General features: G+C 71.8%; 16 protein-coding genes. 10 read left to right on the top strand and 6 right to left on the bottom strand.

Features of this window, described 5'->3' with window-relative positions; translation table 11 throughout:
• Nucleotides 1-69 precede the first annotated feature (69 nt).
• From ACZ7MG_RS16725 to ACZ7MG_RS16715, 3 genes are read left to right on the top strand one after another with little or no spacing between them, the layout of a single operon-like run.
• Entirely contained in the window at nt 70-423 is a 354-nt protein-coding gene (locus tag ACZ7MG_RS16725) for a histidine triad nucleotide-binding protein (RefSeq protein WP_220648838.1), read from the top strand.
• Between the two features lie 6 nt (nt 424-429).
• Nucleotides 430-1,338: a ribonuclease Z gene (locus ACZ7MG_RS16720; RefSeq protein WP_471379988.1), complete on the top strand. Its 909-nt coding sequence runs from the start codon at nt 430-432 to the stop codon at nt 1,336-1,338.
• Nucleotides 1,339-1,384: 46 nt separating this feature from the next.
• Nucleotides 1,385-2,377 carry an adenosine deaminase gene (locus ACZ7MG_RS16715; RefSeq protein ID WP_471379989.1) on the top strand — a complete coding sequence of 331 codons (993 nt, stop codon included), beginning with the start codon at nt 1,385-1,387 and terminating at the stop codon, nt 2,375-2,377.
• A gap of 55 nt (nt 2,378-2,432) precedes the next feature.
• Here ACZ7MG_RS16715 and ACZ7MG_RS16710 read toward each other — a convergent pair whose 3' ends face one another.
• From ACZ7MG_RS16710 to ACZ7MG_RS16695, 4 genes are all read right to left on the bottom strand, one after another.
• Nucleotides 2,433-3,626 (bottom strand): MFS transporter, encoded by a 1,194-nt coding sequence (locus tag ACZ7MG_RS16710; protein WP_471379991.1) that lies wholly within the window; start codon nt 3,624-3,626, stop codon nt 2,433-2,435.
• Between the two features lie 353 nt (nt 3,627-3,979).
• Entirely contained in the window at nt 3,980-5,095 is a 1,116-nt protein-coding gene (locus tag ACZ7MG_RS16705; protein ID WP_471379993.1) for a carbohydrate kinase family protein, read from the bottom strand.
• A 220-nt stretch (nt 5,096-5,315) separates the two neighbouring features.
• A complete protein-coding gene (locus ACZ7MG_RS16700; RefSeq protein ID WP_471379994.1) occupies nt 5,316-6,617 on the bottom strand; it encodes a glucarate dehydratase family protein in 1,302 nt (433 codons plus the stop codon).
• The gene (locus tag ACZ7MG_RS16695; protein ID WP_471380542.1) at nt 6,614-7,549 is read right to left on the bottom strand and encodes a 5-dehydro-4-deoxyglucarate dehydratase; all 936 of its coding nucleotides are present in this window, start codon (nt 7,547-7,549) and stop codon (nt 6,614-6,616) included. Before ACZ7MG_RS16695 ends, ACZ7MG_RS16700 begins: the two co-directional genes overlap by 4 nt.
• Nucleotides 7,550-7,696: 147 nt before the next feature.
• On the opposite strand from ACZ7MG_RS16695, the gene ACZ7MG_RS16690 reads away from it, so the two are divergent.
• From ACZ7MG_RS16690 to ACZ7MG_RS16665, 6 genes are all read left to right on the top strand, one after another.
• The gene (locus tag ACZ7MG_RS16690; protein WP_471379996.1) at nt 7,697-8,506 is read left to right on the top strand and encodes an IclR family transcriptional regulator; all 810 of its coding nucleotides are present in this window, start codon (nt 7,697-7,699) and stop codon (nt 8,504-8,506) included.
• 206 nt (nt 8,507-8,712) lie between these two features.
• Nucleotides 8,713-9,789 carry a PhoH family protein gene (locus tag ACZ7MG_RS16685; protein WP_471379997.1) on the top strand — a complete coding sequence of 359 codons (1,077 nt, stop codon included), beginning with the start codon at nt 8,713-8,715 and terminating at the stop codon, nt 9,787-9,789.
• A gap of 14 nt (nt 9,790-9,803) precedes the next feature.
• The gene (ybeY, locus tag ACZ7MG_RS16680) at nt 9,804-10,301 is read left to right on the top strand and encodes an rRNA maturation RNase YbeY (RefSeq protein ID WP_033530060.1); all 498 of its coding nucleotides are present in this window, start codon (nt 9,804-9,806) and stop codon (nt 10,299-10,301) included.
• A complete protein-coding gene (locus ACZ7MG_RS16675; RefSeq protein WP_471379998.1) occupies nt 10,298-11,605 on the top strand; it encodes a hemolysin family protein in 1,308 nt (435 codons plus the stop codon). The genes ybeY and ACZ7MG_RS16675 overlap by 4 nt, the downstream gene beginning before the upstream one ends.
• Nucleotides 11,602-11,961 carry an MmcQ/YjbR family DNA-binding protein gene (locus ACZ7MG_RS16670; RefSeq protein WP_471380000.1) on the top strand — a complete coding sequence of 120 codons (360 nt, stop codon included), beginning with the start codon at nt 11,602-11,604 and terminating at the stop codon, nt 11,959-11,961. Before ACZ7MG_RS16675 ends, ACZ7MG_RS16670 begins: the two co-directional genes overlap by 4 nt.
• 16 nt (nt 11,962-11,977) lie before the next feature.
• Nucleotides 11,978-12,337: a cytidine deaminase gene (locus tag ACZ7MG_RS16665; protein ID WP_471380001.1), complete on the top strand. Its 360-nt coding sequence runs from the start codon at nt 11,978-11,980 to the stop codon at nt 12,335-12,337.
• 22 nt (nt 12,338-12,359) lie between these two features.
• Here the strand turns inward: ACZ7MG_RS16665 and ACZ7MG_RS16660 are convergent, their stop codons facing one another.
• Nucleotides 12,360-12,755, bottom strand: a complete 396-nt coding sequence (locus ACZ7MG_RS16660; protein WP_471380002.1) for a hypothetical protein — start codon at nt 12,753-12,755, stop codon at nt 12,360-12,362.
• Between the two features lie 405 nt (nt 12,756-13,160).
• On the opposite strand from ACZ7MG_RS16660, the gene ACZ7MG_RS16655 reads away from it, so the two are divergent.
• The gene (locus ACZ7MG_RS16655) at nt 13,161-13,637 is read left to right on the top strand and encodes a hypothetical protein (protein ID WP_471380003.1); all 477 of its coding nucleotides are present in this window, start codon (nt 13,161-13,163) and stop codon (nt 13,635-13,637) included.
• 93 nt (nt 13,638-13,730) lie between these two features.
• On the opposite strand, the gene ACZ7MG_RS16650 is transcribed toward ACZ7MG_RS16655, so the two are convergent.
• Nucleotides 13,731-14,069, bottom strand: a complete 339-nt coding sequence (locus ACZ7MG_RS16650; RefSeq protein ID WP_471380004.1) for a P-II family nitrogen regulator — start codon at nt 14,067-14,069, stop codon at nt 13,731-13,733.
• Between the last annotated feature and the right edge of the window lies 1 nt (nt 14,070).

Below are 14,070 nucleotides of genomic sequence, written 5' to 3'. Positions count from 1 at the left end.
CGCACCCGACAACGCACCCTGGCGATAGCATGCCCCGGTAGGCGATCACCGGTGGCTGGGAGGCAATACATGGCTGGGGAGCCGCAGGACGACTGTCTGTTCTGCAAGATCGTCGCGGGGCACGTGCCCGCGACGATCGTGAGGGAGACGGAGACGACGGTCGCGTTCAGGGACATCAACCCCCAGGCACCGACCCACGTCCTGGTCATCCCGAAGGCGCACTACGCGGACGCCGCGACACTCGCCACCGCCGCCCCCGACCTCGCCGCGGACGTCCTCCGCGAGACCCAGGCCGTCGCGGACGAGGACAAGCTGGAGAGCTACCGCATCGTCTTCAACACCGGCACCGGCGCCGGCCAGACCGTGTTCCACGCGCACGCCCACGTCGTCGGCGGCCGCGGCCTGCAGTGGCCCCCCGGCTGACCAGCCGTGTCCGTACGTGAACTGGTGGTCCTCGGCACCGCCAGCCAGGTCCCGACCCGGCACCGCAACCACAACGGCTATCTGCTGCGCTGGGACGCCGAGGGCCTCCTCTTCGACCCCGGCGAGGGCACCCAGCGCCAGATGCTGCGCGCCGGGGTCGCCGCGCACGACCTGAACCGGCTGTGCGTCACCCACTTCCACGGGGATCACTCGCTGGGGCTCGCCGGAGTCATCCAGCGCATCAACCTCGACCGGGTCCCGCACGACGTCACCGCCCACTACCCGCGCTCCGGACAGCGGTTCTTCGACCGGCTGCGGTACGCCACCGCGTACCGGGAGACGGTCCAGCTGATCGAGGCCCCGGTGGAGGGGGAGGGCGCGGTGCTGGCCGTGACCGACGCCTACACGCTCGACTCCCGCAGGCTGTCCCACCCCGTCGAGTCCTACGGCTACCGGCTCGTCGAGCCCGACGGCCGCCGGATGCTGCCCGAGCGGCTCGCCGAGCGCGGGATCAAGGGTCCGGACATCGGACGCATACAGCGGGAGGGCGCGATCGGCGGTGTCTCCCTGGACGACGTGAGCGAGGTGCGGCGCGGCCAGCGGTTCGCGTTCGTCATGGACACCCGCCTGTGCGACGGGGTCTACGCCCTCGCCGACGCGGCCGACATGCTCGTCATCGAGTCCACCTTTCTCGACGAGGACGTTCAACTCGCGGTCGACCATGGTCATTTGACGGCCGGTCAGGCCGCCTCCGTCGCCCGTGACTGCGGCGTACGGCATCTCGTGCTCACCCACTTCAGCCAGCGCTACTCCGAACCCGCCGAGTTCGAACGGCAGGCGCGGGCCGCCGGGTTCGAGGGCGAGCTGACCGTGGCCCAGGACCTGATGAGGGTGGCGCTTCCGAAACGGCGCTAGGGCGGCTGTTTTACGAAGGGCGACAGGACCGCCGTACGATGCTTCGATGTCCCTCCCCAAAGCTGAACTGCACCTGCACATCGAAGGCACCCTGGAGCCGGAGCTGGCGTTCGCGCTGGCCGCGCGGAACGGGGTCGCGCTGCCGTACGCGGACACGGACGCGCTCCGCAAGGCGTACGAGTTCGAGGATCTGCAGTCCTTTCTGAACCTGTACTACGAGCTGATGGCGGTCCTGCGCACCGAGCAGGACTTCGCCGACCTCGCGGACGCCTATCTCGCCCGCGCCGCCGCCCAGGGCGTTCGGCACGCCGAGATCTTCTTCGACCCGCAGGCCCACATCGCCCGGGGCGTGGGCATGGGGACGGTCGTCGAGGGGCTGTGGCGGGCGCTGGGGCGGAGCGAGGAGACCCACGGCATCTCCACCCAGCTGATCCTCTGCTTCCTGCGGGACGAGTCCGCCGAGTCGGCCCTGGCCACCCTGGAGGCCGCGAAGCCGTATCTCGACCGGATCGTCGGGATCGGGCTGGACTCCGCCGAGGTCGGGCATCCGCCGGTGAAGTTCCGCGAGGTGTACGAGGCCGCCGCCGCGCTCGGGCTGCGCCGGGTCGCGCACGCCGGGGAGGAGGGCCCGCCGGAGTACATCACCGAGGCCCTCGACATCCTCGGGGTCGAGCGCGTCGACCACGGGCTGCGCTGCATGGAGGACCCGGCGCTCGTGGAGCGGCTGGTGCGCGAGCGGGTGCCGCTGACCCTGTGCCCGCTGTCCAACGTACGGCTGCGGACCGTCGACACCCTCGCCGACCACCCCCTGCCCGCCATGCTCGACGCGGGCCTGCTCTGCACGGTCAACTCCGACGACCCGGCCTACTTCGGCGGCTACGCCGGCGACAACTTCGACGCCGTACGCCGGACCCTCGGCCTGAGCGAGGACCGGCTGCGCGAGCTGGCCCGCAACTCCTTCACGGCCTCCTTCCTGGAGCACGACGAGGAGCGGCGGGCCCGGTATCTCGCGGAGGTGGAGGCGTACGAGTTCGGGTGACCGGTGACCGGTGACCGGTGACCCGTGACCGGCGACTGGTGACTGGTGAGTGGGCTCAGGCCGCCGGGCGGTATTCAGCGTGCCCGGCGGTCGCCTGCTCCTGGTAGCGGGCGTGTTCCGTGGTGGCCGTATGGGTGCGCAGGGCGACCCGGGTCATCGGGGCCGCGATGACGAGGAGGCCCACGGCGAGGATCGCGCCCATCGCCGGATAGCCGGCGTGGGCGGAGAGCAGGCTGCCGACGAGCGGACCGGCGGCCGTGCCCAGTGAGGACGCGGAGCCGATCAGGACCGCCCAACGGCCGCGCGGGTCGAGGGAGGCGGCGAGGCCGATGAGATACGACAGGACGACCGGGTAGAGCGCGTTCCAGGCGATCTCGCCCGTCGCGAAGGTCGGCAGGTCGGTGGCGTTGGCGCTGAGCGCGATACAGCCGGCGATGAGCGCGGTGCCGCCCCCTATGGGGAGCGCGCGGCCGAAGCGTGCGCCCAGCGCACTCGCCCCGATGACCCCGAGCAGGCCCGCGCCGAGCGCCGTCGCGAACACCGCCCCGACGGTGACTTCGGACAGCCCCGCCTGGGTGGTGCCGATCCGGCCGCTGACCCCCCAGAGGGAGTTCTGCGCCAGGGACCACAGCAGGAGTGTGACGGCGAGGGTCAGGCCGTGGCGGAGATGGGGCAACGGGCCCCGCTCCCGGGCGACCCGGTCGGTGGCCACCGGGGCGGCGAGCCGGGTGGTCGCCGGGAGGGTGAGCAGGGCGGTGAGGGCGAGGGCGGCGAGCGGGAGGCCGTGGCCGGGGCCGAGCCGGGGGATCGTCAGATACAGCGCGCCGGCCAGCGCCGAGACGCTCAACAGGCCCGCCGTCGACACCCGGTGCGGGTCGCGCTGCGCGGCGATCCCGGTCGCGGCTACGGCGGTCGCCGTACCCGAGCCGAAGCCGCCGAGGACCGCGCCGGTGACCACGGCGGGCAGGGCGGTGGTGAGCGCGGCGGTGCCGTAGCCGACTGCGGCGAGCAGCAGGCCGGCGCGGGCGAGGCGGCGGGGGCCGAGGCGTTCCACGTGGGCGGCGAGCGTGAAGCCGGCCGTGGCCGAGCCCAGCAGCAGGGCGCTGCCGACGGCTCCGGCGCCGGTGGTGGTGAGGGGGAGGGCCGCGTCGAGTCTGCCGACCGTGGTGGGCAGGAGGTAGGCGGCGAGATACCCGGCCGTGAAAAGGGCGACGAGGGGCCAGGGCGGGGTGGTGGTGCGGGGGGACACGGGCGTTCCTGGACGTGCGAAGGTGCGGCTCGAATGAGCTCGATGAGGGGAGTTGGGCGGCTGGCTGTCGACGGACAGGGACGCGCGGAGAATTTGTATCACGGCGCGTTTGGGGTGAACGGGGTTGGGTAGGCGCGTTGGGCTCGGGGTGGGTGGGGTGCGTTGGCGGGTGCGGGTGAGTGGGGCTTCTCGCGCAGTTCCCCGCGCCCCTGAAAAGCAGGGGCTGCGCCCCATGCTTTTTCGGCCCGAAAGGGCCGGAGGCCCTTAAGGGGCGCGGGGAACTGCGCGAGAAGCCCCACCGGAGCCGCACTCGCCGGACGAACCCGCACCCCCGAGCTATTGGGCGCCCCGGCTCAAGCCGAGCGGCGGAAGCCGATCGTCGGGACGGCACGGCGCAGGGGCCACGGGCTGACGTGGTCCTTGGGGAGGAGGCCCTCCAGGAAGGCGTACCGACGCAGCGCGGCGGGATCCTGACGGTCCGGGTCCAACGACCGCACCCGCCGCCACCACGCGGCGACCTCGGCCCAGCCGGGCGCCGACAGCGACCCCCCGAACTCCTGCACCGACAGCGCCGCCGTCAGCCCCGCGAAGGCCAGCCGGTCCGCGAGCGGCCAGTCCGCCAGCGTGCCGGTGACGAAACCGGCCACGAACACATCACCCGCACCCGTCGGGTCCAGGGCCTCCACCGCGATGGCCGGCACCTCCGCCGTCTCACCGCTCCGCCCGTCCACCGCGTACGCGCCCTCCGCGCCCAGCGTCACCACGGCCACCGGGACATGCTCGGTGAGGGCGCGGGCGGCGGCCCGGGGGCACTCGGCGCCGGTGTACCGCATCGCCTCGGCCGCGTTGGGCAGGAACGCCTCGCAGTGGGCCAGATCGGGGAGCCCGGCCAGATCCCAGGCGCCGGTCTCGTCCCAGCCGACGTCCGCGAAGATCAGGGTGCCCTCGCCGGCCGCCTTCGCGATCCAGGGGGCGCGTACGCCGGGCGTGAGCGAGGCGACGGCGGCGCGGGCGGAGGGCGGGCACTCCGGCTCGGACTGCTCCGGGGGCGCCGCGTGGCCGTGCGAGACCATCGTGCGTTCGCCCTCGTACGCCATGGAGACGGTGACCGGGGAGTGCCAGTCGAGGACCGTGCGGGAGGTGGAGAGGTCGATGCCCTCGCCCTGCTCCAGGGCGTCCCAGCAGTACTCGCCGTAGTGGTCGTCGCCGAAGGCCGCCGCGAGGGAGGTTTTCAGGCCGAGCCGGGCCAGGGCCGTGGCCATGTTCGCCACGCCGCCGGGGCTCGATCCCATGCCGCGGGCCCAGGACTCGGTTCCGCGTACCGGGGCGGAGTCGAGGCCGGTGAAGATGATGTCGAGGAAGACGGTGCCTGTCAGATAGACGTCCCAGGGCGGGTCTCCGGCCGTTCTCAGGTCCCTCAGCGGGTCGACCTGGGGCCGGTGCGGACGTTCTCCCTTGAACGCGGTCACGATGTGCTCCCTGGCGTGGTGCGGATCCAGCCAGTCTGCCGCAACGCTCCGCTGGGTGGGGCGAGTGTGGTGGTGGGGGGCTTCGGTGTGTTGTCGGGTGCGGGTGCGTGGGGGCTGGTCGCGCAGTTCCCCGCGCCCCTGAAAAGCAGGGGCTGCGCCCCGTGCTTTTCCCCACCCCCACCCACACTCGACAACGCACCCACACTCGGCAGCGCACCCGCTACCAGCGAGGCACCCCCGGTGTCACCCACCCCGCGTCGGCGACCCGCATCGCCGCGGCGTCGTCCCGGTCCCTCGAAGAACCGTCGTCGTCCAGCCAGCGCTGATGGAGGAGCCGCAGCCGGTCGCGGTCGAGGTCGACGCCGAGGCCGGGCGCGTCGGACACGCGTACCGCGCCGTTCTCGAAGGTGAGCCGGGTGGTGAGGACGTCCTCCGACTGCCAGGGGTAGTGGGAGTCGCAGGCGTGGTGCAGATCGGGCACGGTGGACGCCACGTGGGTCATCGCGGCGAGGCTGATCCCCAGATGCGTGTTGGAGTGCATGGACACCCCGACCCCGAACGTCCGGCAGATCGCGGCCAGTTCGCGCGTGTTGCGCAGCCCGCCCCAGTAGTGGTGGTCGGAGAGGACGACCTGCACGGCGCCCTTTGTGAAGGCCTCCTGGATCTCCGCGAAGGTCGTCACGCACATGTTGGTGGCGAGCGGTACGGACGTCCGCGCCGCCACCTCCGCCATCGCGGGCGTGCCCAGCGCCGGGTCCTCCAGATATTCGAGGACGTCACCCAACTCGTCCGCGACCTTCAGCGAAGTCTCCACCGACCAGGCCCCGTTGGGGTCCAGCCGCAGCGGATGCCCGGGGAACGCCTCCGCCAGCGCGCGGATCGCGGCGATCTCCTCCTCCGGCGGGAAGACACCCCCCTTCAGCTTGAACGACGTGAACCCGTACCGCTCCTTGAACCTCCGGGCCTGCTCCACCACCCCGGCCGGGTCCAGGGCCGCGCCCCAGTCGTCCTTCTCGGCGGTGACACCCTCCGGATGGTCCGCCCACTTGTAGAAGAGGTACGCGCTGTACTCCACGGTGTCCCGCACCTTGCCGCCGAGCAGCGCGTGCACGGGCAGCCCCAGCGCCTTGCCGAGCGCGTCGAGACAGGCGACCTCGAACCCCGAGACCACCGACAGCCGCAGCTTGTCGGCGGTCTGGACCCCGCGCAGCCCGCCCACGTCGACCTGCCCGGCGACCCGTGACCCGTCGACCGCCACCTCGTCGGCGAGGGTGAACAGCCCGTTCAGGTCACTGACTTGACGACCCACCAGCTTCTCCGCGAACGGGCGGGCCAGCTCCAGGTACTTGGTGTCGCCGTACGTCTCGCCGACGCCCGTGATCCCGTCGGCGGTCACCACCTCCACGATCAGCCGGGGGGTGTACGGCTGGTGCACACCCTGCGTGTTCAGCAGCGGTGGGTCGGCGACCAGGATCGGGGTCAGCCGGACCTCGGTGACGGTCAGATCGCGGGTCGCGGTCACAGGGCGGCTCCTACGGCGGAGGTGAGGGACTCGGCGGGGGCGAGCGCGGCGGCCAGGTCGAGACCCGTGGCCAGCAGCGCCTCCAGATCGGCGAGGTCACTCCCGCCGGGGTCCGTGAGCGGGGCGCGTACGGGGCCGACGGGGCGTCCCCGCAGCCGGGCCGCCGCCTTGACCAGCGAGACGGCGTACCCGGGCCGCCGGTCGCGCAGCTCGACGAGGGGGACGTAGAACTCCCGGAGCAGCCGCTCCACCGCCGGGTCGTCGCCGCGCCGCAGCGCGCCGAAGAAGGCGCCGGCGATCTCGGGGGCGAAGGCGTGGACGGCGGAGGAGTAGGCGGGGACGCCGACGGTGGCGTAGGCGCGGGCCTGGATCTCGGCGGTGGCGGCGCCGTTGAAGAAGAGGAAGCCCTCGGGGGCGGCGAGGGTGAGGCGCTGGAGGCGGTCGAGGTCGCTGTGGCCGTCCTTGAGGCCGACGACGTTCGGGATTCGGGCGACCCGGCGCAGGGACTCGGCGGTGAAGGCGACCTGGCCGCGCTGGTAGGCGATCAGCGGCAGCCGGGTGCGGGCGGCGATCTCCTCCAGCTGCCGGACCAGCCCGTCCTGCGGGGCGGCGACCAGGTAGTGCGGCAGGACCAGCAGGGCGTCGGCGCCGGCCTCCTCGGCGATGCGGGCGAACCGTACGGCCTGCGCCCAGCCGTAGCCGATACCCGCGACGACGGGCACCCGGCCCGCCGTGACCTCCACTGCGGCGGTCACGACCTGCCGGTACTCGTCCTCGTCCAGCGAGAAGAACTCCCCGGTGCCACAGGCCGGGAAGACGGCGCCGGGGCCGGTGGCGACCTGGGCGTCGAGGTGGGCGCGGAAGCCGTCGAGGTCGAGGGAGCCGTCGGCGCCGAAGCTGGTGAGGGGGAACGACAGGACGCCGTTCGCCATGCCGTGCCGCAGCCGCCGGACCGTGTCCGTACCGGGACTCACTGCCAGCCATCTCCCTATGTAGACGTCATCTATGTATGGAGATGGAGGTTAGATAGGCGAACAAGGAGCGTCAAGGGGACGAGCCGCCCCGATTACGATCGGCGCATGGCGGAGACGGAAAGCGCAGGTGGCACGGCCGGCGCCGGGGGCGTACGCGAGGTGAAGTCGGCGGCGCGCACCGTCGACCTGCTGGAACTGCTGGCCGCGCGCGGCGACCGCCCCGCCCGCCTCCAGGAACTGGCGGACGAACTCCGGGTCCCGCGCAGCTCGATGTACGCCCTGCTCCAGACCCTGATCGGCCGCGGCTGGGTCCGCACGGACACCACCGGTTCGCTGTACGGCATCGGCATCCGCGCCCTGCTCACCGGCACCAGCTATCTGGACTCCGACCCGCGCGTGCGCGCCGTACGGCCGTACCTCGACGAGGCGTCCGAGGCGCTCGGCGAGACCATCCACCTCGCCCGCCTCGACGGCATGGACGTCGCCTATCTCGCCACCCGCGAGTCCCACGAGTACCTGCGCACCATCAGCCGCGTCGGCCGCCGCCTGCCCGCCCACGCCGGCGCTCTCGGCAAGGCCCTCCTCGCCGAACGCCCCGACACGGACCTCCCCGAGGGCCCCTACGAGGCGCTCACCCCGCACACCCGCACCACCCGCGCCGCCCTCACCGCCGACCTCGCCGCTGTCCGCGCCCGCGGCTACGCCGTCGACCGCGAGGAAGGCGTCCCGGGCATCATCGGCTTCGGCTTCGCCCTCCGCACCGACACCCCCGCCACCGACGCCATCAGCTGCTCGGTCCCGGCCACCCGCCTGACCCCGGATCACGAGAGACAGATCGTGACGGTGATGAGCGAGATCCGAACAAGGATCGAGAGCACGGCAACGGGAGCGGCGGGCGCGCCGGCCTGGCGCTGAAAGGCAGGGGGGCGCAGCCCCCGCCTTTCAGGGGCGCGGGGAACTGCGCGAGAAGCCCCACCGACCCGCATCCCGCGACGCACAGCCACCCCCCGAGCTCCCCCCGTAAAAGCCCTACGGCACTGTCACCCCCGCGTCGTACCCTGGAAAAGGGCAACACGAGCCCCACGGCCAAGAGGAGGACCCGCGGCCTACAGAGCCGGCCCATGACTCAGACACGCACAGCTCACACCCCCGCGCAGGGCAAGGCGAGAGCGCAGTTCACCGTCCCCGCGGCGCACCCCATGGTGACCGTGCTGGGCTCCGGCGACTCCCTCCTGCGCGTGATCGAGAAGGCCTTCCCGGCGGTCGACATCCATGTCCGGGGCAATGAGATCAGCGCGGTCGGCGACGCTCCCGAAGTCGCTCTCGTCCAGCGCCTGTTCGACGAGATGATGCTGGTGCTGCGCACCGGACAGCCGATGACGGAGGATGCGGTGGAACGCTCGATCGCCATGCTGAGGGCGAGCGAGAACGGGAAGAGCGACGGCCAGGAGACCCCGGCCGAGGTGCTGACACAGAACATCCTGTCCTCGCGCGGCCGCACGATCCGCCCCAAGACCCTCAACCAGAAGCGGTACGTCGACGCCATCGACAAGCACACGATCGTCTTCGGCATCGGCCCGGCCGGCACCGGCAAGACGTACCTCGCCATGGCCAAGGCCGTCCAGGCCCTCCAGGCCAAGCAGTGCAACCGCATCATCCTGACCCGCCCCGCGGTCGAGGCCGGCGAACGCCTGGGCTTCCTCCCCGGCACCCTCTACGAGAAGATCGACCCCTACCTGCGCCCCCTGTACGACGCGCTGCACGACATGCTCGACCCCGACTCGATCCCCCGGCTGATGGCGGCGGGGACGATCGAGGTCGCGCCGCTGGCGTACATGCGCGGCCGTACGCTCAACGACGCCTTCATCATTCTCGACGAGGCGCAGAACACCTCGCCCGAGCAGATGAAGATGTTCCTCACCCGGCTCGGGTTCGACTCGAAGATCGTGATCACGGGTGATGTGACGCAGGTCGACCTGCCGAACGGCACGAAGTCCGGGCTGCGTCAGGTGCAGGACATCCTGGAGGGGCTCGATGACGTGCACTTCTCCCGGCTGTCGTCGCAGGATGTCGTCCGGCACAAGCTCGTCGGCCGTATCGTCGACGCGTACGAGAAGTACGACAGCGAGCACGGCACCGAGAACGGCGGTCACAAGGGTGGCGGCCGGGGCCGGCAGTCCGGGCCCAAGGGGAAGTAGACAGACACCGCACCATGTCGATCGACGTCAACAACGAGTCCGGAACCGAGGTCGACGAGCAGGCGATCCTCGACATCGCCCGCTACGCGCTGACACGGATGCGCATCCACCCCCTCTCCGAGCTGTCGGTGATCGTGGTGGACGCGGACGCCATGGAGCAGCTGCACATCCAGTGGATGGACCTCCCCGGTCCGACCGACGTCATGTCCTTCCCGATGGACGAGCTGCGTCCGCCGTCGAAGGACGACGACGAGCCGCCGCAGGGGCTGCTCGGTGACATCGTGCTCTGCCCCGAGGTCGCCGAGAAGCAGGGCAAGGAAGCCGACACGCAGCACTCCATGGACGAGGAGCTCCAGCTCCTCACCGTCCACGGGGTGCTGCACCTGCTCGGCTACGACCACGAGGAGCCGGACGAGAAGGCCGAGATGTTCGGTCTGCAGGCCGCCATCGTGGACGGCTGGCGCGCGGAGAAGGGCTTCACCGGCCCCTCCCCGGCACCGACCGTTTCATGAGCGTGACCCTGATCGGCGGTGCCGTCGCCCTGGTCGTCGTCGCCTGGCTCGCCGCCTGCGCGGAGGCGGGCCTCGCGCGCGTCTCCAGCTTCCGCGCCGAGGAGGCCGTACGGTCCGGGCGGCGCGGCAGCGCGGGCCTCGCCCAGATCTCGGCCGACCCGACCCGCTATCTGAACGTCGCGCTGCTGTTGCGTGTGGTCTGCGAGATGGCCGCCGCCGCGCTCGTCACGTACGCCTGCCTGAAGCAGTTCGACGCGACCTGGGAGGCGCTGGTCGTCGCCATCGGGGTGATGGTCCTCGTGAGTTACGTGGCCGTCGGCGTCTCCCCGCGCACCATCGGCCGCCAGCACCCCCTGAACACGGCCACGGCGGCGGCGTACGTGCTGCTGCCGCTGGCCCGGATCATGGGCCCGATCCCGAACCTGCTGATCCTCATCGGTAACGCGCTCACGCCCGGCAAGGGCTTCCGCCGGGGCCCGTTCGCCTCCGAGGCCGAGCTGCGGGCGATGGTCGACCTGGCCGAGAAGGAGTCCCTGATCGAGGCCGAGGAACGCCGGATGGTGCACTCGGTCTTCGAGCTGGGCGACACCCTCGTCCGTGAGGTGATGGTCCCGCGCACCGACCTGGTCGCCATCGAGCGGTACAAGACCATCCGGCAGGCCCTCACCCTCGCCCTGCGCTCCGGGTTCTCGCGGATACCCGTCACGGGCGAGAACGAGGACGACATCGTCGGGATCGTGTACCTCAAGGACCTGGCCCGCAAGACGCACATCAGCCGGGACGCCGAGAGCGAACTGGTCTCCACGGCCATGCGCCCGGCCGTCTTCGTACCCGACACCAAGAACGCCGGCGATCTGCTCCGCGAGATGCAGCAGGAGCGCAACCACGTCGCCGTCGTCATCGACGAGTACGGCGGCACCGCCGGCATCGTCACCATCGAGGACATCCTGGAGGAGATCGTCGGCGAGATCACCGACGAGTACGACCGGGAACTGCCGCCGGTGGAGGAGCTGGGCGACGACCGCTACCGCGTCACCGCCCGCCTCGACATCACCGACCTCGGCGAGCTGTACGGGCTCGACGCCTACGACGACGAGGACGTGGAGACCGTCGGCGGCCTCCTCGCCAAGGCCCTGGGCCGCGTCCCCATCGCCGGTGCCTCCTCGGTGGTCGCCCTGCCGGACGAGCGCGAGCTGCGCCTGACGGCGGAGGCCGCGGCCGGCCGCCGGAACAAGATCGTCACGGTGCTGGTGGAGCCGATCGGCCCCGCCGGGCCGCCGGAGGAGGAGACGAAGTCCGAGTGACCCCACAGGAGTTGCGTGCCTTCTGCCTCTCCTTCAACGAGGCCGTCGAGGACTTCCCCTTCCGCCCCGAGATCTCCGTCTTCAAGGTCCTCGGCAAGATGTTCGCCCTGAGCTGGATCGACGAACGCCCCCTGAAGGTCAACCTCAAGTGCGACCCCGAGGACGCACTCCGGCTCCGCGCCGACCACCCGGGCCTGATCGCCCCCGGCTATCACATGAACAAGCGCCACTGGAACACGGTGACCCTGGCCGGCGACCTCCCCGAGCCCCTGATCAGGGAGCTGATCGAGGACTCGTACGACCTGGTCGTGGCGGGTCTGCCCCGGGCGGACCGGCTCCGGCTCGACCGGGCGTGAAACGTATGCTCGGGGCATGACCGACAGCAGCGCGCCCGACCTCGATCCCGAGGACCGCAAGATCGTCACGCTGGCCCGTTCCGCGCGGGCCCGGAACGGGGTGCCCGAGGGGGCCGCCGTGCGCGACGAGAACGGCCGTACCTACGTGGCCGGAACCGTGGCCCTCGACTCCCTCCGGCTCAGCGCCCTGCGCACCGCCGTGGCCATGGCGGTGGCCTCCGGCGCCAAGTCCCTTGAGGCGGCGGCCGTGGTGACCGACGCGGAGGCCGTCGCCGACGAGGACCGGGCGGCCGTACGGGACCTCGGCGGGCCGGAGACACCGGTGCTGCTGGCCGGGCCGGACGGCTCGGTGCGGGCGACGGTGACGGCGGGCTGAGCCTCGCTCGACCTCCGCGGGGTCAGTTCTTCTGCAGCGTGCGGGTCACCCCCGCGATGACGGCCGTCGTCAGGATCCAGCCGAGGGCGACGAGGGTGTAGGCCAGCCACTGGAGGGTGCTGTCCCCCCAGTACCAGGCGGTGCGCTGGCCCAGGCCGCCGATGGGGACCAGCAGGTCGAGGGTGATCCGCGCACCGGCCAGCCGCAGGCAGGGGAGGGCGCCCGGCTGTGCGGTGCCCGCGCCCAGGGCCAGCGCCGCGACGGCCGCCGCCCGCACCGTCCGCCCCGGCCCCCAGACCGCGCCCCCGGCGACCCGGTCCTCCGCGTCCCGGCCGGTCCGGAGATCCACCCGCCGCCCCTCCGGAAACGCGTTCCACACTTCCCGCTCGGGCGGCGTCAACTCGTCGTAGGAGAGCACGCCTACAGGTTAGTGATCTACGCTCCCGGCGTAGTGTTACGGCCGGTAACAGCCATCCGAGCTGCGTGAAAATCATGCCCGCGCGAGTGGACGCCCGAGCCGGGCGTCCGGCGAAACCGTGCGGCCCGGGACAGATCGACTCAACGGCCCGACCCCGCCGGCGCGTTGACCCGCACCCCCGGCGATCACCTTCGGCCACTTTCGCCGACCCTTGGCGCAACCGGCGGAAGAGCCTTGCAATCTCAGCCCGCGCACGTCTCAATGGAGCCGTTCTCCTGGCGGACCGTCATATTCCGCCGCGCGGCCGCGCATTGCATCGCCCCCACATGGCAACGCCCGTACCGGGACGTACGGGGCGTCCCCAGGCCCCGTGCAAGTCCCGTACCAGGGAAGGGAATTCGCTCGATGACACGCAAACGACTCGGTGTCGGCGCGGCGCTCGCCGCCGGAACACTGGCCGTCACCGGCCTGGCGTTCGCGCCGACCGCCCTCGCGGTCACCCCCGCGACCGCGACCATCAACGCCAGCTGCACGATCGGCGGTTCCGGTGTGGCCACGCTCACGGCCACCCAGAGCGGCACGTCCGCCACGGTCACCCTCTCGTCCGAGGAGATCACCGCCCCGATCGGCCTCGCCGAGGACTCCATCCAGTCCACGCTCACCTTCGTCAAGGCGAGCGGCGGCACGACGTCCTTCACCGGCACCGAGAACCCGGCCCTGGCCGCCGGTGACGGCATGGTCGTGGGCCCGCTCACGGGCACCGTCGCCCCCGGCGACAGCCTGGAGGCGTACGGCGGCTCCTTGCAGATGGTGGTCTTCGGCATCACCGTGAGCTGCACGGCGAGCGGACCGCAGTCGCCGGGCCCGTTCGTCTTCGACTGACGGACCCGGGCGGGTAGTTGACGTGTGAGGGGGTGCCGCCTCGAAGGCGGCACCCCCTCATGCCGGAACTCCGCGTGCCGGAATCCCGCCGGCTCAGAGCGCGTCGGGCCCCCGCTCGCCTGTCCGCACCCGGACGACCGTCTCCACCGGCAGCGCCCACACCTTGCCGTCGCCGATCTTGCCGGTCTGGGCGGCCTTCACGATCGTCTCGATCACGGCGTCCGCGTCGGCGTCCTCGACGATGATCTCGATCCGGACCTTGGGAACGAGGTCGACCTGGTACTCGGCGCCCCGGTACACCTCGGTGTGACCGCGCTGCCGGCCGTAGCCGCTGGCCTCGCTGACGGTCAGACCGTGCACGCCCGACTCCTGCAGGGCGGTCTTGACCGCGTCGAGGCGGTACGGCTTGACGATCGCGGTGATGAGCTTCATG

Source organism: Streptomyces sp. NPDC107538 (assembly GCF_055657445.1).
The sequence above is the reverse complement of the archived record's forward strand: the minus strand, read 5'-3'. Positions and strand labels throughout refer to the sequence as shown.

What these genes read in the sequence shown, in the direction of transcription:
- ACZ7MG_RS16685 (WP_471379997.1), top strand. Translation starts at nt 8,713, where the DNA reads ATGACTCAGACACGCACAGCTCACACCCCCGCGCAGGGCAAGGCGAGA.
- ACZ7MG_RS16725 (WP_220648838.1), top strand. Translation starts at nt 70, where the DNA reads ATGGCTGGGGAGCCGCAGGACGACTGTCTGTTCTGCAAGATCGTCGCG.
- ACZ7MG_RS16665 (WP_471380001.1), top strand. Translation starts at nt 11,978, where the DNA reads ATGACCGACAGCAGCGCGCCCGACCTCGATCCCGAGGACCGCAAGATC.
- ACZ7MG_RS16655 (WP_471380003.1), top strand. Translation starts at nt 13,161, where the DNA reads ATGACACGCAAACGACTCGGTGTCGGCGCGGCGCTCGCCGCCGGAACA.
- ACZ7MG_RS16695 (WP_471380542.1), bottom strand. Translation starts at nt 7,549, where the DNA reads ATGGCGAACGGCGTCCTGTCGTTCCCCCTCACCAGCTTCGGCGCCGAC.
- ybeY (WP_033530060.1), top strand. Translation starts at nt 9,804, where the DNA reads ATGTCGATCGACGTCAACAACGAGTCCGGAACCGAGGTCGACGAGCAG.
- ACZ7MG_RS16690 (WP_471379996.1), top strand. Translation starts at nt 7,697, where the DNA reads ATGGCGGAGACGGAAAGCGCAGGTGGCACGGCCGGCGCCGGGGGCGTA.
- ACZ7MG_RS16715 (WP_471379989.1), top strand. Translation starts at nt 1,385, where the DNA reads ATGTCCCTCCCCAAAGCTGAACTGCACCTGCACATCGAAGGCACCCTG.
- ACZ7MG_RS16650 (WP_471380004.1), bottom strand. Translation starts at nt 14,069, where the DNA reads ATGAAGCTCATCACCGCGATCGTCAAGCCGTACCGCCTCGACGCGGTC.
- ACZ7MG_RS16675 (WP_471379998.1), top strand. Translation starts at nt 10,298, where the DNA reads ATGAGCGTGACCCTGATCGGCGGTGCCGTCGCCCTGGTCGTCGTCGCC.